General features: G+C 38.3%; 21 protein-coding genes. 12 read left to right on the forward strand and 9 right to left on the reverse strand.

The genetic code is table 11. From position 1 onward, the window contains the following. Nucleotides 1-20: 20 nt before the first annotated feature. Together AC27IF_RS00215 and AC27IF_RS00220 are read right to left on the reverse strand one after the other, a co-directional pair. Complete coding sequence (locus tag AC27IF_RS00215) at nt 21-566, reverse strand: cytochrome b (protein WP_487051001.1); 546 nt, start codon at nt 564-566, stop codon at nt 21-23. A gap of 167 nt (nt 567-733) precedes the next feature. Then, nucleotides 734-1,294: a YceI family protein gene (locus tag AC27IF_RS00220; protein ID WP_487051003.1), complete on the reverse strand. Its 561-nt coding sequence runs from the start codon at nt 1,292-1,294 to the stop codon at nt 734-736. 232 nt (nt 1,295-1,526) lie between these two features. On the opposite strand from AC27IF_RS00220, the gene AC27IF_RS00225 reads away from it, so the two are divergent. From AC27IF_RS00225 to AC27IF_RS00255, 7 genes are all read left to right on the forward strand, one after another. Then, nucleotides 1,527-2,435 carry a LysR family transcriptional regulator gene (locus AC27IF_RS00225; protein ID WP_487051005.1) on the forward strand — a complete coding sequence of 303 codons (909 nt, stop codon included), beginning with the start codon at nt 1,527-1,529 and terminating at the stop codon, nt 2,433-2,435. 347 nt (nt 2,436-2,782) lie between these two features. Further along, nucleotides 2,783-3,634: a response regulator gene (locus tag AC27IF_RS00230; protein WP_487051007.1), complete on the forward strand. Its 852-nt coding sequence runs from the start codon at nt 2,783-2,785 to the stop codon at nt 3,632-3,634. Between the two features lie 27 nt (nt 3,635-3,661). Further along, nucleotides 3,662-4,636, forward strand: a complete 975-nt coding sequence (locus AC27IF_RS00235) for a hypothetical protein (RefSeq protein WP_487051009.1) — start codon at nt 3,662-3,664, stop codon at nt 4,634-4,636. 1 nt (nt 4,637) lies between these two features. Next, entirely contained in the window at nt 4,638-5,240 is a 603-nt protein-coding gene (locus tag AC27IF_RS00240; protein WP_487051011.1) for a hypothetical protein, read from the forward strand. Between the two features lie 29 nt (nt 5,241-5,269). Continuing rightward, the gene (locus AC27IF_RS00245; protein WP_487051013.1) at nt 5,270-7,192 is read left to right on the forward strand and encodes a PAS domain-containing sensor histidine kinase; all 1,923 of its coding nucleotides are present in this window, start codon (nt 5,270-5,272) and stop codon (nt 7,190-7,192) included. Nucleotides 7,193-7,238: 46 nt separating this feature from the next. Continuing rightward, on the forward strand, nt 7,239-7,988 hold the full coding sequence (locus AC27IF_RS00250; protein WP_487051015.1) for a helix-turn-helix transcriptional regulator: 750 nt from the start codon (nt 7,239-7,241) through the stop codon (nt 7,986-7,988). Between the two features lie 99 nt (nt 7,989-8,087). Next, nucleotides 8,088-8,807, forward strand: a complete 720-nt coding sequence (locus tag AC27IF_RS00255; protein WP_487051017.1) for a transglutaminase-like domain-containing protein — start codon at nt 8,088-8,090, stop codon at nt 8,805-8,807. Nucleotides 8,808-8,881: 74 nt separating this feature from the next. Here the strand turns inward: AC27IF_RS00255 and AC27IF_RS00260 are convergent, their stop codons facing one another. Then, the gene (locus tag AC27IF_RS00260) at nt 8,882-10,540 is read right to left on the reverse strand and encodes a polysaccharide lyase family 7 protein (RefSeq protein WP_487051019.1); all 1,659 of its coding nucleotides are present in this window, start codon (nt 10,538-10,540) and stop codon (nt 8,882-8,884) included. Nucleotides 10,541-11,042: 502 nt separating this feature from the next. On the opposite strand from AC27IF_RS00260, the gene AC27IF_RS00265 reads away from it, so the two are divergent. The 3 genes from AC27IF_RS00265 to AC27IF_RS00275 all read left to right on the forward strand — a co-directional run bounded on the left by AC27IF_RS00265 (nt 11,043) and on the right by AC27IF_RS00275 (nt 13,290). After that, complete coding sequence (locus AC27IF_RS00265) at nt 11,043-11,651, forward strand: glutathione S-transferase family protein (protein ID WP_487051021.1); 609 nt, start codon at nt 11,043-11,045, stop codon at nt 11,649-11,651. Nucleotides 11,652-11,680: 29 nt separating this feature from the next. Further along, a complete protein-coding gene (locus tag AC27IF_RS00270; protein ID WP_487051023.1) occupies nt 11,681-12,346 on the forward strand; it encodes a glutathione S-transferase family protein in 666 nt (221 codons plus the stop codon). A gap of 110 nt (nt 12,347-12,456) precedes the next feature. Then, a complete protein-coding gene (locus AC27IF_RS00275; RefSeq protein ID WP_487051025.1) occupies nt 12,457-13,290 on the forward strand; it encodes a DUF4437 domain-containing protein in 834 nt (277 codons plus the stop codon). A 58-nt stretch (nt 13,291-13,348) separates the two neighbouring features. Here the strand turns inward: AC27IF_RS00275 and AC27IF_RS00280 are convergent, their stop codons facing one another. From AC27IF_RS00280 to AC27IF_RS00300, 5 genes are all read right to left on the reverse strand, one after another. Further along, complete coding sequence (locus AC27IF_RS00280; protein ID WP_487051027.1) at nt 13,349-14,581, reverse strand: PepSY-associated TM helix domain-containing protein; 1,233 nt, start codon at nt 14,579-14,581, stop codon at nt 13,349-13,351. 88 nt (nt 14,582-14,669) lie between these two features. Next, on the reverse strand, nt 14,670-16,922 hold the full coding sequence (locus AC27IF_RS00285; RefSeq protein WP_487051029.1) for a TonB-dependent receptor: 2,253 nt from the start codon (nt 16,920-16,922) through the stop codon (nt 14,670-14,672). A gap of 247 nt (nt 16,923-17,169) precedes the next feature. Further along, nucleotides 17,170-18,729: an alkyl hydroperoxide reductase subunit F gene (gene ahpF, locus AC27IF_RS00290; RefSeq protein WP_487051031.1), complete on the reverse strand. Its 1,560-nt coding sequence runs from the start codon at nt 18,727-18,729 to the stop codon at nt 17,170-17,172. An 83-nt stretch (nt 18,730-18,812) separates the two neighbouring features. Beyond that, a complete protein-coding gene (ahpC, locus tag AC27IF_RS00295; protein WP_487051033.1) occupies nt 18,813-19,382 on the reverse strand; it encodes an alkyl hydroperoxide reductase subunit C in 570 nt (189 codons plus the stop codon). Nucleotides 19,383-19,521: 139 nt separating this feature from the next. Continuing rightward, entirely contained in the window at nt 19,522-20,406 is an 885-nt protein-coding gene (locus tag AC27IF_RS00300) for a LysR substrate-binding domain-containing protein (protein ID WP_487051035.1), read from the reverse strand. 99 nt (nt 20,407-20,505) lie between these two features. Between AC27IF_RS00300 and AC27IF_RS00305 the strand changes: the two genes are divergently transcribed. After that, on the forward strand, nt 20,506-20,922 hold the full coding sequence (locus AC27IF_RS00305) for a VOC family protein (protein ID WP_487051037.1): 417 nt from the start codon (nt 20,506-20,508) through the stop codon (nt 20,920-20,922). Beyond that, nucleotides 20,919-21,860: a 2-hydroxyacid dehydrogenase gene (locus AC27IF_RS00310; RefSeq protein ID WP_487051039.1), complete on the forward strand. Its 942-nt coding sequence runs from the start codon at nt 20,919-20,921 to the stop codon at nt 21,858-21,860. The genes AC27IF_RS00305 and AC27IF_RS00310 overlap by 4 nt, the downstream gene beginning before the upstream one ends. Nucleotides 21,861-22,064: 204 nt before the next feature. Here the strand turns inward: AC27IF_RS00310 and AC27IF_RS00315 are convergent, their stop codons facing one another. After that, a complete protein-coding gene (locus AC27IF_RS00315) occupies nt 22,065-23,384 on the reverse strand; it encodes an extracellular catalytic domain type 1 short-chain-length polyhydroxyalkanoate depolymerase (protein WP_487051041.1) in 1,320 nt (439 codons plus the stop codon). Nucleotides 23,385-23,799: the final 415 nt, after the last annotated feature.

Consider the following 23,799-nt stretch of genomic DNA (forward strand, 5'->3'; position numbering starts at 1 on the left):
GGCGTAATGATAGTAGATCGCTATCTAATACCTGTCATGCGTTTTAACGTTTCATCTTTATCGATGAAATGATGTTTGATTGCCCCAGCCGCATGCAATACGGATAATGCGATCAACGCATAGGCGATATATTCATGTATAAGGCCGGCGATATCTGCTTGATTAGTAAATAGCTCGCCTAGTGAAGGTACGCTAAACCAATTGAATACTTCGATAGCGCGATTATCTGCTGTAGATATTAAATAGCCACTGAACATTAAAATAATCAGCAATGTGTAAATGGCAATATGGGCAACTTTTGAGGCTACTTTTACCGCTGGACTATGGCTAGCAAGTGGCTTAGGAACTGGCTGTGTTACTCGCCATATAAGTCTAAAGAGGGTTGCTATTAATAATAAAATACCAACACTTTTATGCCAATAAGGTGCGGTTTTATACCATGCACTATAATAGCTAAGATCAACCATCCAAAAGCCGACAGCAAATAAACCAATCACAGCAATTGCCGATAGCCAGTGTAAGGTTTTGCTAATGAAGCCATAGCTTGTTTCAGTATTATTCCACATAGGTTTTCTCAAAATTTCAGTAATAAGGACATTATAAATAACCTATCTTAGGCAATACATACTCGTTTAAGTAAAGGGTAGTTGCAAATATTGAAATCATTAGGCTATGAAATGTAGCAAAACGCCCACGTTAAGTGGGCGTCATTATAATTTATATCACAATGAGTTTATTGACGAATACCTTCAATATGTAACTCAAGATCAACTTTACCAAAATCCATTTTGAAGCCAAAATCTCCCATCGAGATTGAAGTAGTACCGCTAAAGCCTAGACGGTAGCCGCCCCATGGGTCATCACCTTCACCTTTTTTTACTGCATCAATAACGAGTGTTTTAGTAACACCGTGTAAGGTGAAGTCACCTGTGATGGCTAATTTACCATTACCTTTATCTTCAACTTTAGTTGAAGTAAAAGTGGCAGTACCAAATTTAGAGGCGTCTAAAAAGTCATCAGAGCGTAAATGCTTATCGCGCTCAGCATGGTTAGAATCAACACTAGTGGTGTCAATTGACACGTTAATTTTTGAAGCGGCAATATTTGCTTCATCGTAGGAGAAGTTACCACTAAAAGTATTAAAACGACCCGTTAGTGTACTAAAGCCCATATGACTAGTGCTAAAGTTAATTGAAGCATGAGCGCCTTGAGTATCAATAGCGTAATCAGCAGCGAAAGCAGGTGTTAACATGGTGGTAGACAATAATGCCGTAGCAATTAATAATTTTTTCATTTTTCTTCCTAAATGTTTGGTTTATTGCCAATAAGCGGCGTTATGTAATTGCATGTATAGTATCAATATAGCTTAATGCAATAAATGACAAACAAGTAAATGATAATTGCATTTAATGTAACAATTGATGAGTAAATTAGTGGCCAATCGTTTATGTTATGGTTGTGCTCGCTAAAAGTTACCCTTAAGGTTGTGTAACAATTCTTATTTTCTGTATGGATAATTACTTATAATGCAACAATATGATTTGATTGCTTTACGCAGCTTTATCACTGTGGTGGATACAGGTAGCTTTAACCAAGCCGCTGAACAGTTAATGGCTAGTACTGCTGCAGTAAGTCGGCGAATTTCCAGTTTAGAAACGGCTTTAGGGGTGAGATTACTTAACCGGACCACCAGAAAAGTTGATTTAACAGAGTCGGGTAAGCAATTTTATCATGATGTCATCAATGTTTTTCATTCCCTTGAAGAAGCGGAAGAGCGTCTTCTGCAAGGACGTGAAACGATTAAAGGTACTCTGCGAATTGCAACAGGGTTAAGTTTTGGTATGACATGCTTGTCACCCCTTTTACCCGCATTTATGAAACAACACCCAGAGCTTGAAATACAACTGCAGCTTGAAGAGGGGACTACAGATTTAGTCGCCGAAAGTATTGATGTCGCCTTGCGAATTGGCGAACTAAAAGACTCGTCACTAGTGGCTACACGGATTGCAGATATACCGTTAAATTTTGTTGCCTCTCCTGAATACATTGAGCAGCATGGTGAGCCGAAAACGCCGGAAGATTTAGTCCACCATAATTGTTTACGATACAATGCTGCCAGTAATCGCTATAGTTATGTGTTCAACCGAGATAATATCCAACAGAACATAGATGTGAGCGGCAGTTTATCAACCAATAATGGTGAAGTGTTAAGAGAAGCTGCTATCAATGGTATTGGTATCACCTTGATGCCGGTCTTTATTATCAAAGAAGCTATGGAAAAAGGTCAGCTTAAAGTAATTCTGTCTGAGTATTCACCCCAGCCTTTTGGTTTATATGCGGTTAAACTATCGCGAAAATTCACACCTGCTAAGGTAAATACCTTTATTGAATATTTAAAGAGCAACCTTGATAACAATGGTTTGTTAGCTAAATAAACGTATTTTCACAGGATGGTTTTGTCGATCACATACCCTACTAAGTGCAATAATTAGTTTTTATAAACGCCTTTTCTACGAACAATTTGTTCTCGCCCTTTTAAGTTTACCTTGTATTGCAATTTGCAACTTAGCTATTCTTTAAATGCAAAATAAGCAGGTAAATATTATTTTCTATTAACTGTTACCTATAGAATTAATCAGGTAATCAGTACCTTATATCATCATCCTCCCTCTGGTACAGCAATTGCAAATATCTGTTATCTGCGCATGATTATTGTGATTAGTAGTTAGTCAACATTCACAAATTATCATAACGTTCACTTATTTTGTAAGGGGTATCTGAGATGCTTACTGAAAAAAAAGTCCTGATAGTTGATGATGAAGAAGGTGTAAGGCATGCACTGATTCGAGGTATAAAGCGTAAGTTTAATCAGTCTAATATGCACGTTTCTATTGTTGAGGCATGTAATGGTGAAGAAGCGATTGCACTGGCCAATGATACTGAACCAGATCTCATTTTAATGGATATTCGCATGCCTGTGATGAATGGCTTAAAAGCATGTCGTATATTGCGAAGTGACAGTAAATTTGCGGCAACAAAAATCATCATTCTCACCTGCGAAATCACAGAAGAAAGTGAAGGCTTACTTTCAGGTGCAGATGACTATGTGATTAAACCTTTTGATATTAAAACCTTGTTAATTCGTATCGAACGAGGTTTGTGTCAGCCTGCTATTGCTGCTCAAGTGAACATGACAGATTCATTTGGCGCAATATCCAAAGAATGCTTTTTCCAAACTTGTTTACAGTATGAAATTGCGCGAGCAAAACGCTTTCAGCATTCATTAAGTTTTATCTTGTTGCGAATCTCTACTGGTGATTTCGAGGCAATAGAGTCCTCTATTGAAGGGCAATTAATTCAAGTCTTGATGCGACGAACTTCAGATAAAGTGATTCACTGGGGTAAGCAAACTTTTGCTATTTTACTCACCGAAACCGACGCGAATGATGCCACACTCGTTGCAAAAAACATTACTGAGCAACTTGAAAATAAACCTCTGCTGCTTCGAGCATTTATCGGTATTGCTAATTTAGAAGATACCTTATGCGATGACTTAATTGGTAATGCCGAGTCCTCATTACGGGAGTCTGTACGTACCGGTAATATTATTTTGAATCGTCTAGCGGTTTGTTAAGGGTATTTACCAATTGAGAGAGTTGTTATGAGGATAGTTTTGTTTTTATTGATGCTATTTTTAGCCCCGAGTAATGCCAAGGTGACTGATAATTTACGTTGGAGTATAGATGCAAGTGCACGATTTAATAACAATATTGCTGCAGATAACAAAAGTGCTATTTATGCGTTGGGCTTAGATACTCATAAGGTATTCACTGCAAGTGACGGCGACATTGGCTATGCGGTAGGGCAATTTTATTTTACCAAATTATCCAATCAAACACCTGTACCTTGGTTATTTGACTCTGAAGATGATAGCCGGCTAATTATTAGAGAAGCGCATGTAAATTACACAGATACGTCTATCTGGATGCCAAATATAAGGCTAGGGCATTTCACTTTACCCTTTGGCTTAGAAGAAAGTATAGACACCAATGGTCGTTTACTAGATTATCATCACGGAAAAAACTTAGGCACTAAACTGGATTGGGGCTTGGGGTTAAATAAAGTACTTAAGCATGTTGAATACAATGTGAGCTATACATTGGGCGGGAAGGATAAAGCGAAATCAATTGATGGTTCATATGCCGTTACAGGACGAATTGGCACCTTAAGTCATCATAACTTTGTCTTTGGTTTATCTCTTTTGCAGGCAAAAATAGATCAAGTAACAAGAAAACGCGCTTCTATTGACTGGCAGTATTATTACGGAACATGGGGGTTACTTGGCGAGATTGCATTGGGAGAAGAAAAGCAACAAGAATCAGCCTGGCAAAGTGAACAGTATTATTTGCTGGAGCTAAATAAAACCGCCATCAGTGAGCAATTAAAAGTGTATGGGCAATTAGTGATAACCGACAAAGAAAAAGCGGTTAATACTGAGAAAATAATGAATATTGGTGCTAGCTATCAAATTAATGGCCAGCTCGAATTTAGTTTATCGAGTCGTAAACAAATCAGCTCCCCTGAATCCAGTGTTAAACAGGACCTTTTCAGGGCTCAATTAAGATATAGGTTCTAATATGAAAGCTATCACACTATTTTTATTACTCATGTCGTTATCTCAGGTAGTTAACGCGATAGCCTATTGCTCTTTACGGGATCCTGTTGCCCAAATTGCGCAATTATTTCCACATAAAACTAACCAACTCTCCATTGTGAAAGAGGTTAATGAAGACACCAGGCAAAGTGTCAAGCAAGCTTTGCCAAGTAATGATTTGCATTTTAGTGAATTAGGGCAGCATACTTTATATGTAGCAATGGAAGCAGGCGAAGCCCTTGGTTATATCCATGTGCGCTCAGAGCAAAGTGAATGGGGCTTGGTTGAGATTGTTTGGGCGCTTGATAAACACCTAACTATAATTGATTTCGCTTTTCAGCGTTGTCGTAGCCCTAAAAAGGCAATAATTGAAGATGAACAGTTTAAAAGTATGTTTATCGGTCAAGATTTTCAATCATTAAAAGCATTGCTAAATAGTGATGGTGTATCTGTAAACCATAATGAGTTTATAGCGGCAAAAAAGGCACCAGAGCTTGCTAACGTAGTGATGAGATGTGCTTTGAAAACCTTGTTAATTACTGATTTACTTTGGCGAGATGAATTGCAAAAAATCAAACATAAATAAATTTTTAACTTAATAACAGTGAGTAAGGGATGAGGATATCGAATTGTAATCAGTTACTAGCTATATCAACACTACTTTCAGGTGTCATTATTTTTACAACACTTTGGGGGCAATATCAAAAAGTTGAAACCTTATCGAGAAACCATTTTGAATCTCGTTTATTGGTGCAAACGATCGATCACCTTTTTACCATGTCGCAAACTTGGCTAACGACGCAAGATTTATTGTTCTCAGATAGGCAAACCTATTTAGCCAAAGGTATTAACGAGCAATCAAGTCAATTGTTGCAGTTACTAGACAGTGTTGAGAGCAAAGTCGTAGATGAAACTAGTCTTAAAGTTATAGGGCAATTAATTAGTGCGATACAACGAAATGATGCGATTGTTAGTTCTTTTACTCAATTATCAAAAGAGAATATCTTTGTGTGGCAAGAGCAGGTTGCAGCATCTGATCATGTCACCACTGAATATGTGGCAAACTTAGAAAAAATTTATGCTCAGTTATCTTCAAAAAGCAATGACTTAGCTTCGAAATTAAACAGTCAAAACCGATCGTTAAGTATCTTAACTTGGCTGTTAATCGTTCTCTATTTAGTGATTATTTTGGCCTTAGTCACTTGGGTTAGTAAATATATTGTTAAGCCGATAGAAAATATCACAGAACTTGCTCAACAAGCGATTCACAATGGCAGCTCTCTAGAGTTTAGGCAGACCAATGCACCGAAAGAGATTATTAATTTATCTACAGCCATACAGCAGTTTACTCAGCATATCACCATTGAAAAGCAAAAGACCGAACAAGAGCATCTAAACGTAATAAGTGTTAACGAAAAGATCAGCACCATTATGGGTACCATTCCTTGTACTCTACTACTACTTGATGAACAAGGAATCATCACTGAGTGTAATAGCGAAGCAGAAAAATTATTCCTTGCCGTAAAGTCGGATATTATTGCCCAGCCCGTTAGTGAGTTTTTACCAACCTTGGCGACAATTGAGGGTGAGTTTGATGCAGAGTCGGCTTTAAACAACATGGAAGAGTCATTGTTATCGCCAAAATTTGAAAACCCTCATATTGAATTTTCAGGTCGTAAAATCACGTTAGAGTCAGGGGTTAATTATCTCATTACTATTAGTGATATTAATGAGCGAAAGCATAGTCAAAAAGCGTTGTCAGCCCTTAATGAGCAATTAATGAATGCCGAAAAGCTAGCGTCAATAGGTCAGTTATCAGCGGGTATTGCCCATGAAATTAATAACCCTGTAGGCTTTATACGCAGCAATCTAGATATTTTAAAAGACTACTTTATTCCTATCGTTTCTTACATAAAGTTGGCGAATAGCCATAATGAAAATACCCGTGTTAAAGAGTTATATGAGGAGCAAGACTTAGCGTATATCGTTGATGATATAGAGCCTTTAATTACTTCTACTTTAGACGGAGCTGCGCGGGTAAGTAAAATTATTAAAGATTTAGGCAATTACGCTCATGTGGATAATAAAGACCCTGAGTTGGTCGATATTGATAACTTGGTGGAGCAAAGCTTAACTTTAGTCGCCAACGAATTGAAATATAAAGTCGAGATTAACAAGTCTTTAGAGGCGAATGTACAAGTGCTCGGTTTTTCTCAAAAATTATTGCAGGTTTTTATTAATATGCTGGTAAATGCCTCTCATGCGATTGAAAATAAAGGCAATGTATTCATTCAGTCTTGTGTGTGTGATGGTGAAGTGAAATTGAGCTTTCAAGATGATGGCTCAGGAATTTCTCAGCTTAATCTTAAACATATTTTCGACCCATTTTTTACCACTAAGCCTGTAGGTAAAGGCACAGGTTTAGGGCTACATATAGTTAGATCAATCATTGATGATCATCAAGGGCGTATTGACGTTAGCTCAGTTATTTCTCAAGGCACAAAATTTGATATTTATTTACCTATCCACCAAAAATAAGTAGAGTTAATTATAGCGAAAATGGTTATTTATAGCGGAGTATTCATTGGTTGACGCAAGTGTTTGGATTCAATTAGGGGTTATCAGTATTTACGGCGCTAGCTTAGATGCAGACTCACATTGTCATCATGCAATACAAATCATCTGGCCGGAAAGTCATTCTGTTTGTCGCATTAATGGTGGCAATATTAATGGCCCAGTCATTATTGATTCGAATATTGAGCATCAATTACAGATGTCGGGGGGATGGGTATTATTGGTTGAGCCAAAAAGCTTATTAGGAGAAACGCTCGTTTCACGGTTAGCTGGCAACGCTTATCGAAGCTTCGAACTAGCCCCTTTTTCTAGCGAGAACAAGCCCTCTCAAAAAGACGATTTAGCCTTCTTGCTTGCACCTTTGTTTAAGGCGTTGAGCTTAAGTCAGCACTCAATTAGCGTTAATGCTAGTCAGGTAAAAGATCAACGTATCGGACAGTTAATCGCAAAACTAGATTTTTGCTTACAGGGAGATTGTCTCAAACCTGCAAGTTGGCGAGCAAGTGATGTCGCTAGTCAATTAGCCTTATCTGAAAGTCGTTTTCTCCACCTGTTTAAGGATGAATTAGAGATACCTTGGCGACCATACCTATTATGGCGACGGATGATATGTGCGCTACAAGCAATGGTTATAGGTGACTCGGCTACCAATGCGGCATACAAGTCAGGGTTTTCCGACAGCGCTCATTTAAGTCGCACCTTCAAGAAAACTTTTGGTATGACGATTAGGCAGGCTCAGGCTTTATTTAGTAAAACTTAGCTTAGCTAACTTAACACTAGGTTAGCTAGTTCATTCAATTTATCTTATTACAGAGAAACTATTCTAGGCTTATGACAACAACATAAGCTTAGGTTTCCTATGACAACACAACCAACAGAATATTTACAAACAACTTCAATGCTGGACTTTAACCATCCCGATATTCAACATTTAATTACTCAACGACAATGGCGAAGTTTGTCGGAGTATGAGGCGATTGGAGAAATTTATCACTTCGTACGAGATGAAATAACCTTCGGCTATAACCGTGATGATCGTTTATCAGCGAGTCAAGTGCTGCAAGATGGTTATGGTCAATGTAATACCAAAGGCACTTTATTAATGGCCTTACTCAGGGCTGTAGGTATATCAACTCGTTTTCATGGTTTCACTATTTTTAATACCTTACAGCGCGGCGCTATTCCCAATTATTTATTTTTCTTTGCACCTGAGCGAATTATCCATAGTTGGGTAGAAGTATACCATGAAGGGCAGTGGCTAAATTTAGAAGGATACATTATCGATAAAGCCTATTTAACAAAAATACAGCAAAGTTTTGCTCAGAAAAATAAAGGTTTTTCTGGCTATGGCATCGCGACTAAATGTTTGCTCAATCCTGATATTGATTGGCGAGGGAAAGATACTTATATTCAAAGTGAAGGCATTGCCGATGACTTTGGTGAATATAGTCAGCCTGATAATTTCTATCAAAATTATGGTAGCAATTTATCCGGTCTTAAAAAAATACTCTTTCGTTTTGTGATACGCCATTTAATGAATACCAACGTTAAAAATATTCGTGCTCATGGGATTAGTTAGCAAGAGAGCCTTAATAAAAAGCCTGAACTCTTGTTCAGGCTTTTGTGTTTTCAATCGCTGTTAAATTTCAACCGCTAGTGAGTTACTTTTACTTCAGAGAATGTCGCTTCGTAAATATCTGTTGAGCTTTCATTCGGCTTTTCCTGCGGGTATAGACCTGCTTTAAAATAGAAATCGGCATTTTTCCAGTCGTTACTTAATTCATTACCAAAAGTAATGGTTTCTGTTACGCCACCAGCAGAAAGCTCAATGCCTGAATCTGTCATTTTTATGGTGTAACTCCAAAAGTCAGAAGAATCAACATACCCTAAATAAACGTTATTAGGAGTCGAACTGTCAGGACTTTGATTATAAATAACACGAACAGGTTTACTGTCACCTTCCCAATGTAGTTTGATTGTTGCATAACTTATATCATGACCATGAATTTGACCCACCACAACTTTAGTGGTGTCGGCATTGAAGTCATCGATGCGAACCGTAGCTGTTAAGGTGTGATCGCCGCCATATGACCAGTTTGCTTCACTAGTGGTTCCACAAGGAGTCCAGTCATATAATTCTCGTAACTCAGAGCGAATGTATGAAGTATTTGGTGTTTTACCATCTAAGTTCATTGGTACTTTAAAGTGTAAACCTTCGCTGTCTGACCAGAAATAATCATTAGCTAAATCAGTATCAAAGGTGTCATCTGTACAGCCACTTGGTTGGATCTCTGCAGCGCTACTCGTATTACCATCACCGTAATAGGTATCACCGTTTACAGGCATGGTAACTTTCCATCCATCCCAGTCAAAGCCAGTCGTTGGACTTGTTTCTTTACTTAACTCAAGCCAATTAATGTTAAAGTCGCTACCAGTAACATCAATGCGTAAAATGTGGTTACCAGCAGTTAAGTTACCTAAATCAACCGTCTTTGTTGTCCATGTTTGCCAGTTTCCGGTATTGCCAACACTAACATTACCTTTTTCACTACCATCAACCGACAGTGTAAAAGCGCCGGTTGATTTTGATGAAGCAACACGGATATCAGCAGTATAAGTACCTGAACTTGTAACGCTAATTGGGTACTCTAACCATTCGCTAGATTTTATCCAACCGACATTATAGCCGCCACCATCGTCTGTCGTCGCTTGCACATCGACATCGTCACTGCGATATGCTTTACCAGCATTACCAGAGGTCGTGTCATAGTAGTCATCATAATTTTCAGCTTCAATGATGCCAGGAACACTGGTATAAACCGTAGAGCCACCATCAATAAATTCTACATCGGTAATGCTATTCCAAGTGTTTGAGCTATTACCATAGCCTTGAATTCGAAAATATCGAGCTGATGTATCACCAGCAAAAGTAAAGGTTTCTAAACCAGTAGTATTGCCGGCACTGCCACCACCTGATTTATCAACTAAGGTTGTCCAGCTCGAGGCATTATCAGAGCTTTGTATTTTGAAATAAGTATTGCGCTCATTGCCTTTATAAAAGGCGATATTTAACGCACTTAAACTAGTCGCAGAACCAAAATCATATTGCAACCACTGACTGCCATCATTGCCATTAGCAGACCAACGCGTACTAAATGTTGGGTCGTTATCAATGGTATTGGCAGCGATATTACCATCATTACCGTTATCAGATATCGATGTTGGAGTTGCGGCAATTGAGTAGCTACTGAAAGTAATTGCCGTTGTAGCTAAGGCAAATTTGAGATGTTTGTTGATATTTTTATTCATCATATCCTCATTATAATTATTGTTGTTAACTTGATATTTTTATCAAAAGTCAAAAGAGTTTAAAGCTTTAAATATGAAACACAAACCCTTTGGTAATACCAATATTTTTTGTGTTATTTGTTATTGGTTACCCAATTAACGGTAGTGTATATTTTTGGTAAATACAAATAAATTACCTGAGTTTCTAACACGAACATACTCGTACGATAATTAACGTTACTGTTTGTGTTTGTTTTTATTGGTTTTGTTGTGTTTATTGTTTTTGGTTATATTATAGTAGTGAGTATTGATACAAATGTTAAATTTAAGATTTTTAGTTGATTTATATATTTTTTTGGTAAACCAATTTGCTTGTTCTGTCTATTGGGTTTTATTTTATGGTTACCCAATTTGTCTTGCTTTAACCTGTCAGGATTTAGGTAATAAATAACTTATATAAGTTTCATTTGTCTGAGAAGAATTTACTGGTACAGTAGTGGTAGTTTAATTTTAATGGATTGATTTAATGAAAATTTATGAAACTCGTACTGCGCCTAATCCTCGTCGAGTGCGCATCTTTCTTGCTGAAAAAGGTATAGATATTGAGTATGTGCAGTTAGATATACTAGCGGGTGAAAACCTAACATCAGCAATCAAAACCAAAAACCCCACCACTAAAGTGCCCTTTTTAGAATTAGATGATGGTAGTTGTATTGGAGAAACTGTCGCTATTTGTCGTTATTTTGAAGAAAATCATGCGGAAAATCCATTAATGGGGCGTACCGCACTAGAAAAATCTCAAGTGGAAATGTGGCAGCGACAAGTTGAATTTTATTTTATGTTACCCATTGGTATGTGTTTTCAACACACCAGTGGCTATTTTAAAGACAGAATGACACCTGTAGAAGAGTGGGGAGTTGAGTCAGGTAAAAATGCGTTAAACTACCTAACGGAACTAAATGAGCACCTTGCCCATTCCACTTATTTAGTTGGTGATTATTTTAGTATTGCTGATATTACCTTGTTATGTGCAATAGATTTTGCTCGCGTTGTTAAAATCCGCCCTAGTGATGAACTCACACATTTATTAGCATGGTATGAGAAAGTCTCTGCACGACAAAGCTATAGCGCTTAGACTGATAAGTTTATTTTTAAGGAATAAATATGATTGATTTATATACGGCAGCTACGCCAAATGGTTGGAAAGCCTCGGTGGCTTTAGAAGAAATGGCACTTGATTATAAGGTACATGCTATTGACTTAATGAGTGGAGAGCAAAAATCAGCTGAGTTTTTGCAGCTTTGCCCTAACGGCAGAATTCCTGCAATAGTCGATCGAAGTAATGATGATTTTTCGGTATTTGAAACTGGTGCAATCATGGTATACCTTGCTGAAAAGTCAGGTAAATACTTACCCAAAGATCAAAAAGGTCGATCACAAGTGATGCAATGGTTGATGTTTCAAATGAGTGGTATTGGGCCTATGATGGGGCAAGCGAATGTGTTTTATCGTTACTTTCCTGAAAAAATTCAACCGGTGATCGACCGTTATCAAAATGAAGTGAAAAGATTGTTTTCAGTATTGGATAAACAACTTCTCGACAGTGAATACTTAACGGCGGAATATTCTATTGCCGATATGGCTAATTGGTGCTGGGTACATACACATGATTGGTCAGGCGTCAGTTTAGACGAATACCCGCACCTAACTCGCTGGGTTGAGTCGATTGCTAAACGACCTGCGGTACAAAAAGGAATTCTAATTCCAGAGCCTATCAATGTCGACAAAGAAGCCTTTATTAAAGGGGCTAGAAATATCGTGACTAAATAACCTTTTAGTCGAATTATCAATTATTCATTGAAAGTGTTTTTAGTTTTACTGACTTATGTACACTAATTAAAAAAGCTAGCATGTAGCCTTTTTCTAGGTGAGTTTTATCAATGCTACTTTTTAGACGTATTATAACCATAGTGTTTGTTAGTTTTTTATTTGCCTCATTTGCTAAAGCAAGTGATGAGCATGTTTCATCAATCGTGGTGCAAGCTGATGAAATACAATGGGGGTATTTAAATCCACTGCGTGGTGATAAAAGTCCTGCAGCAGCAGATTTGTGGGGGGATAGAAGTAAAAACCAAGCCACAGGTATGCTAGTAAAATTTAATAAGAGCTTTTCTTCACCGCCACATATTCACAATATTTCTTACCGTGGCATCGTTATAGATGGTTTTATGCATAATGACGATCCAAAGGCTGCAACGACTTGGATGCCTGTGGGATCTTTTTGGACACAACCTGCGGGTGAAAATCATATTACTGCGGCTGATGGCCAAAGCAATATGATTTATTTAGAAATTGATAGTGGCCCGTATTTAGTTAAACCAACCACTGAACAGTTTGATAATGGTGAGCGAGCAATTAATCTTGATAAGAGTAACCTTGTTTGGCTGAGCCAAGATGATGTTAGGTTTGTTAACGTTAGTGACGTTGAGGTTACTCCACTTTGGGGCAGTACCAAGCCTAATGAATTAGGCGGCATGTTAGTTAAGTTACCTGCAGGGTTTAAAGGCTTTATTAACTCGAAAGGTAAAGAATTTCGTGCTGTGGTGATTAAAGGGCAAGTTACTTATCAATCGACAGAAGTTCTTCAGCCTAAAAAGTTATCGCCAGGCAGTTACTTCAGTTCAGTAACAGCCTTCACTCACCAATTAAATAGTCGTGAAGAAGCTCTGGTTTATATTCGCACCACGGGTAAATTTAAAGTGCAGCTGGATTAAGCCGCTTGGTCAAATAAAAGACTAAACATCCTTTAAGAACGAGGTAAACTTGAATCGATTACACCTGATTAGGGTTTACTAAGTCATTAAAGACAATAAATATTAACACTAAGCTTAATACAATCAAAAATAGCGACAACCATTTACCCCAGCTCATATTTTTACTTGCCGCACGCCAATATTTACCTTGTGGATTTGGCTCATTTCTATCAACTTTTGCGACTCTCATGCCATATAGGTAGGTACCTGTTACGGCTAAAGTGCTTAAAATAACGCCAAAAATGAAATATATAATTTTTGAGGGCATTCCAGCAAATGTGCCGAAATGAAGTGGATCTGCTGCTTCAGAAATGCGTGCATGAATAGATAAATCTTCCCCTCGATTTAGTACTAATTGTTCTCCAGAGTATGGATTAAAGCTAATCATGTTAGCTCTAGGCCTCACTAAGATGGTATTTGCTTGGCCTTGAAAAATTATACCTGCTCCGTTTCTTTGGCCCAGAACTACCTTCTGTATTTTAAGCTCGGGAAATTGTAACCTTGTTGTAGCAAGCATTTTATTAAATACTGCCACACTTGGCATTTTTACTTCAGTGTGTATTTGTTGTTCTTGTTGGCTAAGCTGAGGTTGTACTTTTCCTCGGTCTGGATAGCTAGCTTTTAGTCCTAACACTTCGACTAAATACCAGAGACCAGTTATAGAGAGGACTATAATTAACCATATACTCCAAACTCCCAATAAACGATGCATGTCGGCCCAGAAAAATTTTCGGTGATTTCGACGAGGCATTCTAAAAAAACCACGCCACCATTGCCTATATACAACAAAACTAGTGAGCAAAGAGAGCACCATGAGTATTGCAACGGTACTGACAATGGGAACACCTATTTTAGTGGGCAACATTAAATGGCGATGTACCATCCTAAAAAAACGTTGCCAGTTATACCAACGGCCGTCACCTAAATATTCACCGGTACTCGGGTGGAAAAAATTGCGATGAAAACTATCTTCGGTTTGATAAAAAACTAATTCGGCACTAAACCAAGGATCTAGTGGTGCTTGAATATGTAACAACCTTTTATTAGGGTGCTTGGCTTTTGCTTGCTGATAAATAGCTGACCAATCGGTATTATCAACTGTAGCGCTATCCACACGTAATGCAGGATTTGTCAGCCAGTCTATTTCATGAGAAAGAACAGCTAAGGTGCCAGTAATTAGAATAAAACAAATAAAGATAGAAATTTTAATTCCTACCCAACTGTGTAGTTTAAACCATTTTGCTCTATTCATTGTTTGCTCAAGTTTGGATGCTAAGCTTGGGTTAAGAAAATAATAAAGGCCCTTGATATAGGGCCGTTATTAATTAACTTGGAAGCTATTATTCAAAGTGATAAGTAACAGCCAAACCAAACTGACGCGGTGCACCACCTCGAACTGAGACACTTCCATCGCTAGCGGCGGAGTTCATTTGTAGATAAAACTTGTCAGTTAAGTTAGTAACATATGCGTCGATTACAAAGTTTTCAGCTTCATAACCGGCTTTTAAGTTAACTAAGGTGCGTGCGTTCAATTCCGTTGTATTGCTAAAATCTGCCCACATGCTGTCTTGATAGTTGATATTCCCACTGACATATATGGCTTCTGTTAAATAGACACGAGCACCAATGGCGGCTGTTAGATCCGGTGAGTATACAAAGTCTTTACCGCTTAAATCACCTTCAGTTGAGCTAATAAAGTCAGTAAATTCAGTATGAGCATAACCTGTACTTGCAAAAATACTGACATCATCAGTTAATGTGTAATGAAATTCTGCTTCCACACCATAAATTTCTGATTCACCGGCGTTAACCGTTAAGCAGTTGTAAATATTGTCAGGAGCACACTGAGTGACTTGTTGATCGGTCCAATCACCATAATAAGCATTTGCATTAAACACAAGATCACCATTTAGCCATAATGAACGATAGGCTATTTCAAAGTTGTCCAAATACTCAGGAGCATATTCGCTTTGCTCTCCCACTAAGTTAAGTTCAGCACCACCTGCGCGATAGCCTTGTTTGTAAAAAGCACTTAATGACATATCATCATTGATATCATAAGTAATACCAACTTGTGGTAAAAAGGCATCGTATTCTGCATTACGTTCAGGGTACTGAGTAGTCGTAAGTTGTGAGTTCAAAGCGGCATTAACTTGGCTGACACCACCTTGAATAACAGGCCCTAAACCAGCGCCAGGGTAAAGAAGGTCGGCTAAGGCGCCTGCTTCAACAGGATCAGGAAGCTCACTGCCTTCGGCTAAGGTATTTGAAGAATTGGATAATGAGTCTTGTGTTTCATTATCATAACGAAATCCTGCCGATAAGGTTAAATGAGGGGATAATTTATAATCCCATTCAGTAAAAATGGCATAGTTTGTCGTTTTTTGTTCAAAAGGTGTCAGCGTATTAACTTCTAATACACTCGGGTAGAAAGCGAGTAAGGTATCGGGTACACCAACATCTGCGGGAGAGATATTCGTTAACGCGCGTGTATCGTTAAATAACTCTACTTCGGTGTAATATAGACCAAAAACACCTTGCAATGTATCTGAGCTATAGCTTAATCGTAATTCTTGTGCCCAGCTTTTATCTTGCGCATTTCTGCTACGATAGGCGTTGCCACCTTCAGGGCCCTCATCATCATCGTCAAGTCGATAATAATCACCATCGATAAAGGAAGTGATTGCGTTTAAGTTAAAAGATTGATTGATTTGGTAATCAAGGTTAAGTGAGCCGGTGGTGGCTTCATAATCTTCATCGGCAGCGATATTTGCGCTACTGGTGTAGCTATCTTCTGGTTGTAAGTCAGCACGATAAATATCTTGTCCACGTTTGGTTTTAGCATGACCTAAAGTTAAATTAGCAGTAAAGTCTTCACTAAATTCAACATAGTATTGGGCACGAAGATTGGTATTTTCACGGGCATCAAATTCATCATCAGCTAAAGTGACATTGTTGATGTAACCATCAGTTTTATAAACTTGCCCCGAAAGGCGTAAAGCAGAGTTATCGGTAATGACTATATTTGCCATACCTGAGCCCGTTTGTGAGCCATAATTTCCTAGCTCTACTTTAACGCTCGCGAGATTTTGATCAAGCTCTGGGCGTTTACTTTTCACAACCATTGCACCAACAAGTGCATTTCGACCAACATTGGTAGATTGTGGGCCACGTAAAATTTCAACTTGCTCAATATCCCATAAATCTTTTGGATTAAAACGAGTTGAGTAACCCGTGTAAGCTACGTTATCTATATACAAGGTACCTAACGCACCATCACCGCCACCCGTGGATGCTGAATTTTGTGAAATACCGCGTAAACCGAATGATTCACCGCCACCTAGAGTAAAAGCATTTGGGGTTATATCAAGTAAATCGCTGTACTGAACCACAGGCATATGATCAATCGCGTCGCTAGTTATCACGGAAACACTTTCTTTGGTATTTTGCAGTGAACGCTCAATTTGTTGGCCTGTAACCGTAATGGTTTCTATATCATGCTCTTCAGGTGTTTTGTCTGCGGCTAAAGTCAATTGACTACTGGTTGAAATTAAAGTTGCCAATGCAATCTTAGATAAGGTGAAGTGTTTCATGGGTACTGCCTTTATTAATATTATTAATAGTAAATTTTTGGCAGAAGTTTACATGATAATGCTATTGATAACAATTATCATTACTGTTGGTTTGGTGTATGAAATTGATGGGTTGTTATTTCGGGTTGCTCTATTGTTAACTAGGGAAATTGAAAGAGAAGTAGGGTAATGCAAATAAATAACCAAACAATCCCGAAAGGTGAATAGACCCTTGAGATTGTTTGGTTTTTAAAAGACTAAATTAGCGCTATATATCTTGGCGAATCAAGTAGTCAAAAGCGCCTAACGCTGAAGTGGCGCCACTGCCCATAGCAATGATGATTTGCTTGTACGGGCTGTCGGTAACATCGCCTGCAGCAAAAACACCTGCCATTGAAGTTTCACCTGTCGCACTAGTGATAATCTCACCTCGATTGGTTAATTCAATACTGCCTTGTAAAAATTCACTGTTGGGCATTAAACCAATTTGTACAAAAATTCCCGCTAAGGCTAGGCTATGATTTTCACCCGTACTTCTATCGGTATAGCTTAGACTAGTTACGCGTTTTCCGTCACCAATAACCTCAGTGGTCTGCGCTTGAGTAATAATGGTGATATTGCTTAAAGACTGCGCCTTTTTCACTAACACTTCATCAGCACGTAAAGTATCAGCAAATTCTAAAACAGTAACATGCTCAACTATGCCGGCTAAATCAATGGCTGCTTCAATACCTGAGTTACCGCCACCGATTACTGCAACAGGTTTACCTTTAAATAACGGGCCGTCACAGTGTGGGCAATAAGCCACGCCTTTACCGCGATATCCTTGCTCACCCGGTACATTCATTTCTCTCCAACGAGCACCTGTCGCTAAGACGACTGATTTACTTTTTAATAGCGCGCCATTTTCTAGTGAAATTTCAACCAAACCGGTTTCTTCATTGCGCTTTATGCTGCTCGCCTTATTGTTATTCATAATATCAACATCGTAATCGCGAACATGCTCCTCTAAACTGGCTACCAGTTTAGGGCCTTCCGTGGCTTTAACTGAAATAAAGTTCTCAATGGCCATGGTATCGCTTACTTGACCACCAAAGCGATCGGCGACTAAGCCAGTATTAATGCCTTTACGTGCTGCATAAATGGCTGCCGCTGCACCTGCTGGCCCGCCGCCAACCACTAAAAAGTCAAAGTTATCTTTTTCGGCTAGCGCTTCGGCTTGGCGCTTACTGGCGCCACTATCTACCTTGTTCAAAATTTCAGTTAAAGAGATACGTCCTTGGCTGAAAGGCTGATCATTTAAATATACCGTTGGTACTGCCATGACATCACGATCGAAGACTTCCGTTTGGAATAATGAACCATCTATCATGACGTGTTTAATTTGTGGATTGATGGCCGCCATCATATTCAGTGCCTGAACCACTTCAGGACAGTTTTGGCAGCTTAATGAAATATAGGTTTCAAACTGATATTCACCTTCAAGGTTACGTACTTGTTCAATAACTTCTGCGTCAATTTTTAAAGGGTGTGAGCCACTGTGTAATAGTGCCATCACTAAAGAAGTGAACTCGTGCCCCATAGGAATACCGGCAAAACGCATTTCGCTATTAGTTGCCACACCGCGTACTAGCATTGAAGGCACGCGTTCACTGTCATCATCGCCTGCTACTACTGTTACTAAAGGAGATAGCTGCGCGATTTGTGTTACTAAATTGCTTAACTCTTTACCCTTTAAGCTTTCATCGGTAAAGGTAACTAGCTCGACGGGGGTTTTCAAATTTTGTAAATAACTCTTTAATTGTGCTTGTAAATTAGTGTCTAACATAATGACCTCTGCGGATAATAGGAAAAAGTAAGGAGACGTTGCCACAACAAAAGCTGTGGCAATAACTTCAAATTAAGTTGGGGTTAGATTTTGCCAACTAGGTCTAAAGAAGGTGCTAATGTTTCTGCACCTGGCTGCCATGCAGCTGGACATACTTCACCGTCATGTTCAGCAACATATTGAGCTGCTTTGATTTTACGTAATAATTCTGATGCGCTACGGCCAATACCTAGGTCATGTACTTCAGCAATTTTGATTTCGCCTTCAGGGTTAACAACAAATGTACCGCGAAGTGCTAAACCATCTTCTTCAATCATGACACCGAAGTTGCGCGTAATTTCACCAGTTGGGTCACCAATCATTGGGTAATTAATTTTGTTAATCGTATCTGAAGCATCATGCCAAGCTTTATGTGTGAAGTGTGTGTCAGTAGATACTGAGTAAACTTCAACGCCCATGGCTTGTAGCTCTGCATAGTGGTCTGCCATATCGCCTAGCTCAGTTGGACAAACGAAAGTGAAATCAGCAGGGTAAAAGAAAAATACTGACCATTTGTCGGCAATATCTTTTTCGCTTACTTCAACAAAATCGCCATTGTGAAAAGCAGTTGCATTAAAAGGTTGTACTGTAGTATTGATAATTGATTGGTTCATGATGAACTCCCGTTAATTAAAAGTTAGTTTCTTAAAGACGGGATAATAATAAAATGAACCGCTGTATTTGTATAATCGATAGTTGTTATTGTATTGATAGGTTTTGTCTATTTATGTGTTTTTCTTTGGGGTTTGTAAATTATATGTTTGCAAGTTTCACTTCACGCACTCGAAGCAACGCTTGTGAGAATGCTGTAATCAGCGGCTCTTTACCTACTTGCCGGTGAGAGATTAAGGTGATGTGCCTTTGGTATTTTTCTCCTTCAATCGGTAATACTTTGATATTACTAGCTATTTCATTTAGCCCATCCCAAATGGGCATTAATGATACTCCCATCTCACGTTTTACCATCAGAACAATCGATTCCAAGGCATCAATCTCGCATACTGATTTAGTATGAATATTATTATCAACTAAATACGAGTCGGCTATCGCTCCTCCCCAAGCTAAACGATCATATTGAATATAAGGCTTTGACAATAAAGACTCATTAATGCCCAGTTCGTTAGTTTGACTGCAGATAAAGCCAAGTTGCTCAGCGTATAAAGGGCTAAATTTCAAATACTTTGGAGGGATAAATGGCGGTGTAACAATGATAATTATATCTAGTTTTTTTGCTATAAGTTGCTGATATAAATGAGCAGAGGTTCCAGGCACTATTTGTAGACTTAGTTTGGGCGTATTTACCGTTAAATACTGTATGGCACTAGGAAGCAATCCGGTAAGCACAGTTGAAATAGCTCCCACTTTCAACTCTCCAGTCAAACCCGTTTCGTCTAAGTCACCTTGTAAAGCATCAACTTCTTTGATTATCCGTTTTAACCTAGGTAACACCTGCAAACATTCTGCGGTGGGCTTGGCGCTATGTCCTTCACGGCTAAGTAATTGGCACTGCAATGTTATTTCTAAAGCCTTTATTCTTTGGCTGACAGCAGCAGGCGTCAAGAGTTGATTTCTGGCGGCAGCAGCAATAGAGCCTGTATCAACTACTTCGATTAAGCTTGATATAAAACGGATATCCATAATAATTTCTTATGGTGAAAGTAAGTATAAGATAGTATTACTTTTGATGATTGATTGCTATTTTATGCAAAGTAATATTAATATTTAATTGGGTTAACCATGCAACAGACCATCTTTCATTTAGCAATAAATGTTACCGACTTAACAAAGGCATGTGCTTTTTATGGCGATTTACTTGGGGCACAACAAGGAAGGCGCACAGATACTTGGGTTGACTTTAACTTTTTTGGGCATCAATTATCCTTACATATTGGTTTACCATTAACTTCATCCTTTACAGGGAAAGTGGATGGCATTGCTGTACCTATGCCGCACTTTGGTATTATTCTTCCTCTAAATACTTGGAATACAATGGCTGAAAAACTAATGAGCGCAAATATGGAATTTATTATCCCACCAACACAACGTTTCAAAAATACCTCTGGTGAGCAAAACACTATGTTTTTTATTGACCCTTTTGGCAATCCAATAGAATTTAAGAGTTTTGTGGATATTAATGAGGTTTTTAAACCATGAAAAATATTGTGTTTATTAGTGAGCTAGAAAAGAGCATTGAAAAACAATGGTTGGTTTTACTACAAAAGAGTTTAATCAATGAAACGATATTGTTGCCTAAGCAAATCAGTGACTCTCATGCTAAAGACATCGATATTGCCATTGTTGCCAACCCAAACCCTAAAGATTTAGCTAGGTTTCCTAATTTAGTTTGGATACAAAGTTTATGGGCTGGGGTAGAGCGATTAATCAGTGAACTCCCTAATTCACCGGTGAAAATAGTCAGGCTAGTTGATCCTCAATTGGCAAAATCGATGGCTGAGTCAGTGCTTTGCTGGACTTTGTATTTACAACGAAACATACCTGAATATGCCTTACAGCAACAAGAAAAACGATGGAATCAATTACCTTGTATATCATCTAAACAGCTTCGAGTGAGTGTACTCGGTGCCGGTAAGCTTGGTATGGCGGCTTTAGAGGCGCTTAGTCATTTAGATTACCAATTAATTTGTTGGAGTCGAAGTTCAAAGCAGCTTAGCGGCATTAAAAATTACACCGGCTCTAGTGGTTTGCAAACAATGCTTAGCCAAACTGATATTTTAATCAACTTATTACCGCTAACATCCCACACTCATCATTTGCTTGATAACAAATTATTAAGCAAGCTTCCCAAGGGAGCAAAGCTAATAAATTTCTCACGCGGTGGTGTGATTGAAACTAAAGGGCTGTTAACCTTATTAGGTAATGGCCATTTATCTCATGCTGTTCTCGATGTATTTGAAGAAGAGCCTTTATCATCTAATAATCCTATTTGGTCTCATCCAAATATCACTGTGCTACCGCACATATCAGCGCCAACTAATATCACCTCAGCAGTTAACCTTGTTACCCAAAACATAAACATGTATCGTGAAAAGAATATTATTCCTGAGTCTGTCGATTTAAAAGCAGGATATTAAGTAATATAAGACTATAGGGGCGGAGACATTCTTTCCTGAATACTAACTAACCTTTTCGCCTAAAGTTTTCGATGATTTACATAAACGAATTTAGTTAAGCTCATTGCTCTAGTTGATACGGGTCTACCAAACGTGAATTTTGAGCTTATCAATTCTATTATTAAGTGTAATGATTAGCAGGTTTTCTTTAGGTGGTTTGAACAATTAAGAACAACTGCCTGCCTCAAAGTAGCCTTCGCTAGTTTCTGATATGGTTGTAATGGAATAAGGTCCAACAAAAGCAAGCTCTTCTCCACTACCTTTAGCATAGTAATGATACAGGAAATTATAATACCAGTAGGTGGCACGCCTAGGTGATGCATTATAGTGGGTGGTATTGTAAGTGGTATATTCTTTACACTCCCAGGCCGTACCACAAACAAGATCACTACCACTACAGTTTTGGTCAATGCCATCACCACAAATTTCAATAGCTCCAGGGTTTATGCCTGCATCATTATCATTACAGTCACTAATTGCATTATATGTATCACCATCCAAGTCAATCGGACTAGAAATATTTATTCGACGATTATTATCAAAGAACCATTGAGTAACATAATTGGGGTAGTCTACTTTAGTATTGACAAAATACCCTGTATTACCACCATTACCTGAAGGCCAATCATGACCCATTCCACTGATTGATATTTTTGATATACGAGGCCCTTCATTATCAGAAAAGATAACTTTTGTCCCACCTGTCGCAATGGATGTTGCAGTACTCTCGTTTGTAGCTTCATAAACCTTGGCCATAATATCGGCCCCTGTATTATTAAACTCTGGGGCTACTGTTGGATCAGAGTTTCCATGAATTGTTGAGTAAATTTGTGTGTTCAAATCTGAAGCATGAGTTCCTGCTAAATTTTGACAAGATGCTGCCTGGCTTGATGTCGAGTAATTCCACGGAACGCTAGTATACTGATATGATGTCGTACCAAGCCCAGGTCCTGCTGAAGAACCAACACCAGCAAAAATATCAGGAGCAAGACAAGCGATTACGTTTGCTTGACCACCACCGGATGAAAAGCCAGTAATATAAACCTGGTTAGGATCAATATTTAACGCTGAACGACTTATCAATTCATTCGCTAAGGCAATAATCTCATTATTAAATTTATTTGTCCGCGAATGATTACTGCCATAATAATCCCAGCAACTATAACCTGAAGCTCCATTACCAGGCACGTCAGGAAGGGCGACAATCATACCGAACTGATCTGCTGTTGGCTTCCAGTCGGCATAATATTTCATATCAGTGTTACTCATTTGACAGCCATGTAGGTTTATCATCAACGCTCGTTTATTATTCAATACCGGCGTTGTTGTTGGAGTATATATGTGTACGGAATCCATTCCTGATAAATAGCTTTCTGTTGACCAAGTCCCCGCTAATGTTTGATATGTAAACAAAGTAAATATCGAAGAGATAATATACAAACCAGTTTTGAGGGCTCTAGACCCCATTTGAATAGAGTTTTTCATAATATAGTCACCTTTTTAATTAAAGTTATATGGACCTATTGGGCTGTTAGAAAATGAAATCCAACCCACAGCCGCTGTTAGATTTCACTTACATTTGTAGAGAACGCTTCATTTTTATACAAGTAACTTTTTGGCAACAGTATGTATCTTTTTTATCAACAACGACTCTGCTTTAATAGCACTGTTTTCTGTATGAATAATGAAGCAGAGTGAAATTTCAAAAGGAGAATCAAAATCTAAGATTCTGATATTATTGTATTTATTTAAGCTTTTGTTGAGGTTTATTTGAATGTGGGTGATAAAAATATCATCCATACTGATTAATTCGTCTCCTTATTTATGGCATTTTTTTGTGTTGACTAAAATTGAACGCCTTGGTGTTTATAAGTCACTTGAGCGCTTTGGACGAACGCGG

The sequence above is a fragment of the Colwellia sp. KS18-150 genome (assembly GCF_057551365.1).

Bases quoted from the DNA above. Each gene is read 5' to 3' on its own strand.
- AC27IF_RS00215 (WP_487051001.1), bottom strand. From the start codon at position 566: ATGTGGAATAATACTGAAACAAGCTATGGCTTCATTAGCAAAACCTTA.
- AC27IF_RS00220 (WP_487051003.1), bottom strand. From the start codon at position 1,294: ATGAAAAAATTATTAATTGCTACGGCATTATTGTCTACCACCATGTTA.
- AC27IF_RS00225 (WP_487051005.1), top strand. From the start codon at position 1,527: ATGCAACAATATGATTTGATTGCTTTACGCAGCTTTATCACTGTGGTG.
- AC27IF_RS00230 (WP_487051007.1), top strand. From the start codon at position 2,783: ATGCTTACTGAAAAAAAAGTCCTGATAGTTGATGATGAAGAAGGTGTA.
- AC27IF_RS00235 (WP_487051009.1), top strand. From the start codon at position 3,662: ATGAGGATAGTTTTGTTTTTATTGATGCTATTTTTAGCCCCGAGTAAT.
- AC27IF_RS00240 (WP_487051011.1), top strand. From the start codon at position 4,638: ATGAAAGCTATCACACTATTTTTATTACTCATGTCGTTATCTCAGGTA.
- AC27IF_RS00245 (WP_487051013.1), top strand. From the start codon at position 5,270: ATGAGGATATCGAATTGTAATCAGTTACTAGCTATATCAACACTACTT.
- AC27IF_RS00255 (WP_487051017.1), top strand. From the start codon at position 8,088: ATGACAACACAACCAACAGAATATTTACAAACAACTTCAATGCTGGAC.
- AC27IF_RS00260 (WP_487051019.1), bottom strand. From the start codon at position 10,540: ATGATGAATAAAAATATCAACAAACATCTCAAATTTGCCTTAGCTACA.
- AC27IF_RS00265 (WP_487051021.1), top strand. From the start codon at position 11,043: ATGAAAATTTATGAAACTCGTACTGCGCCTAATCCTCGTCGAGTGCGC.
- AC27IF_RS00270 (WP_487051023.1), top strand. From the start codon at position 11,681: ATGATTGATTTATATACGGCAGCTACGCCAAATGGTTGGAAAGCCTCG.
- AC27IF_RS00275 (WP_487051025.1), top strand. From the start codon at position 12,457: ATGCTACTTTTTAGACGTATTATAACCATAGTGTTTGTTAGTTTTTTA.
- AC27IF_RS00280 (WP_487051027.1), bottom strand. From the start codon at position 14,581: ATGAATAGAGCAAAATGGTTTAAACTACACAGTTGGGTAGGAATTAAA.
- AC27IF_RS00285 (WP_487051029.1), bottom strand. From the start codon at position 16,922: ATGAAACACTTCACCTTATCTAAGATTGCATTGGCAACTTTAATTTCA.
- ahpF (WP_487051031.1), bottom strand. From the start codon at position 18,729: ATGTTAGACACTAATTTACAAGCACAATTAAAGAGTTATTTACAAAAT.
- ahpC (WP_487051033.1), bottom strand. From the start codon at position 19,382: ATGAACCAATCAATTATCAATACTACAGTACAACCTTTTAATGCAACT.
- AC27IF_RS00300 (WP_487051035.1), bottom strand. From the start codon at position 20,406: ATGGATATCCGTTTTATATCAAGCTTAATCGAAGTAGTTGATACAGGC.
- AC27IF_RS00305 (WP_487051037.1), top strand. From the start codon at position 20,506: ATGCAACAGACCATCTTTCATTTAGCAATAAATGTTACCGACTTAACA.
- AC27IF_RS00310 (WP_487051039.1), top strand. From the start codon at position 20,919: ATGAAAAATATTGTGTTTATTAGTGAGCTAGAAAAGAGCATTGAAAAA.
- AC27IF_RS00315 (WP_487051041.1), bottom strand. From the start codon at position 23,384: ATGAAAAACTCTATTCAAATGGGGTCTAGAGCCCTCAAAACTGGTTTG.